We start from the raw sequence: 2,186 nt of genomic DNA on the forward strand, positions 1-2,186 counted from the left end.
CGAACGGACGATCAAATCACCGCCATGCGAAGCTTGAAAATCCTGCTGCTCGGCGCCGCCATCGGATCGGCAACCGCTCTTCCCGCCGCCGCCTCCTCATCGGCGTGGTACAACAGCGAAGGCGGCAAGGTCCGGCTGGTGACATCAGGCAAAGCCGACGACACCGGCCGCATCCAGGGCGTTCTCGACATAGCGCTCAAGCCCGGCTGGAAGACATATTGGCGCGATCCGGGCGACGCGGGCGTGCCGCCGCAGCTCGACATTTCAGCCAGCACCAACATCGCCGACGCAGCGCTATCGTTTCCGGCGCCGCAGCGCCATGACGACGGCTATGGCAAATGGGCAGGCTACAACTATCCGGTTTCTCTGCCGGTGACATTCACGCTGGCGGCGCCGAACCAGCCGGCGTTGATCGATGCCGACATCTTTCTCGGCATCTGCGAAACGATCTGCATTCCGGTGCAGACGCGGCTGACCGTCGACCCCGCCTCCGATCCGGACAATGCCGAGGACGCAGCGCTGGTGAAGGCGAGTTTCGCGGCGCTACCAGCGCCCGCGAGGTCCGATTTCGGCATCAATGTGCTGCCGGGCGACCACGAGACGCTGATTGTCGAGGCGAGCTTTCCCGGCGATCCGGAGGCGGCGGATTTCTTCGTGGCCGGCGAGCGGGACTACATGTTCGGTACCCCTGCGCGCCGCGAAAAAGACGGCAAGCTGATTTTCACCGTGCCGATCCTCGATCGCCCCTCGACGACGCCGACCGATGGCGGGCTTCACTATACGCTGACGAGTTCGGCGGGCGCGGTCGAAGGGGTTCTGCCTTTCCCTTGATCCAGCCCACCCCAACGGTTGCAGGAAGCCGTTGGGTTCGCTAGGCAAAGACACGTCCTTCCCCATTTTCCCAAGCGAGGAATCCATGACCATTTCCGTTGGCGACAAGCTGCCTGACGTGACCTTCAAGACGATGACCGCCGATGGCGCCAAGCCGATCACCGGGGCCGAGATTTTCTCGGGCAAGAAGGTCGTGCTGTTTGGGGTTCCCGGCGCCTTCACCCCGACCTGCAGCAACAACCATTTGCCGGGTTATCTCGAAAACCACGATGCCATCCTGGCGCGCGGCGTCGACACCATCGCCGTCGTTTCGGTCAACGACGTCCATGTCATGGGCGCCTGGGCGCACTTCACCGGCGGTGAGGGCAAGATCATGTTCCTCGCCGACGGCAGTGGCGATTTCGCCAAGGCGGTAGGCCTCGACAATGACCTTTCCGCCAGCGGCATGGGGCTGCGTTCGAAGCGGTTTTCGATGATCGTCGACGACGGCAAGGTCACCGCGCTCAATGTCGAGACCAAGCCTGGTGTCGACGAGTCCGGCGCGGCTCATATTCTGGGACAGCTCTGAAGTTCAGCGCGGCGTCGGGTGTGGAACGACGATCGCGCTTGTAGCCCAGGGCTTGCGTTTGGGGGGATTCTAGCGATGTTTGACATGTTCTGGCGCGCTATCGCGATCGGCATCGGCGCCACCGTCCTGATGGATCTCTGGGCCATCTTCCTGCACAAGGCGTTCGGCCAGCCACGGCCGAACTGGGGGCCGGTCGGTCGCTGGGTCTGGCATCTCCGCGACAAGGTCTTCCACGACGATATCGGCGATGCCACATCTTACGCGCATGAAAAGGCGCTGGGTTGGGCCTTTCACTATTTTGTCGGCATCGCCTACGGCATCATCCTGGTGGTGCTGGCCGGAGCGAGTTGGCTTGCCGCGCCGACATTCCTGCCGGCCTTCATCCTCGGCATCGTCACCGTCGGCGCCGGCTGGTTCCTGCTGGCACCCGGCATGGGCGCCGGCTGGGCGGCCTCGAAGCGGCCAAATCCGATGCAGATCCGGGCGCTGAACCTGGTGTCGCACACGGTGTTCGCACTTGGGCTTTGGGGCACGGCGCTGCTGATCCGATAAGGGTCTACAACTGCGCTGGCCAGTCGATCGGCAGCCAGCAGTAGATAACGCGGTGCGCGCCGATATCGTAGTAGTTGCCACCCCCGCCGGCTGATCCGCTTCTTCGTACCTGAGAGCCACGCCGCTCCGGAAATTCAATAGCTCTGGGTAGAGCGCCGCACTTTCGCGATTGCCGGTTGTTTGGCCGGCGCAGCAGGCTTTGCCGCTGCTGCAGGCTTGAACGGACCTTTCTTGA

Annotated in this window: 3 protein-coding genes; all 3 read left to right on the forward strand. The window is 63.3% G+C overall.

Going from position 1 to position 2,186, the window contains the following annotated elements:
• The first annotated feature begins 24 nt into the window (after positions 1-24).
• The 3 genes from EN750_RS30970 (at position 25) to EN750_RS30980 (ending at position 1,951) form a co-directional block, all read left to right on the forward strand.
• Positions 25-831, forward strand: a complete 807-nt coding sequence (locus EN750_RS30970; RefSeq protein WP_127398995.1) for a protein-disulfide reductase DsbD domain-containing protein — start codon at positions 25-27, stop codon at positions 829-831.
• Positions 832-916: 85 nt separating this feature from the next.
• Positions 917-1,399, forward strand: a complete 483-nt coding sequence (locus EN750_RS30975; protein WP_127398996.1) for a peroxiredoxin — start codon at positions 917-919, stop codon at positions 1,397-1,399.
• Positions 1,400-1,474: 75 nt separating this feature from the next.
• The gene (locus tag EN750_RS30980; RefSeq protein WP_127398997.1) at positions 1,475-1,951 is read left to right on the forward strand and encodes a DUF2938 domain-containing protein; all 477 of its coding nucleotides are present in this window, start codon (positions 1,475-1,477) and stop codon (positions 1,949-1,951) included.
• Positions 1,952-2,186: the final 235 nt, after the last annotated feature.

This window comes from Mesorhizobium sp. M7A.F.Ca.ET.027.03.2.1 (genome assembly GCF_003999175.1).
In the GTDB taxonomy this organism is placed as follows: Bacteria; Pseudomonadota; Alphaproteobacteria; order Rhizobiales; family Rhizobiaceae; genus Mesorhizobium.

Bases quoted from the DNA above. Each gene is read 5' to 3' on its own strand.
- EN750_RS30970 (WP_127398995.1), top strand. From the start codon at position 25: ATGCGAAGCTTGAAAATCCTGCTGCTCGGCGCCGCCATCGGATCGGCA.
- EN750_RS30975 (WP_127398996.1), top strand. From the start codon at position 917: ATGACCATTTCCGTTGGCGACAAGCTGCCTGACGTGACCTTCAAGACG.
- EN750_RS30980 (WP_127398997.1), top strand. From the start codon at position 1,475: ATGTTTGACATGTTCTGGCGCGCTATCGCGATCGGCATCGGCGCCACC.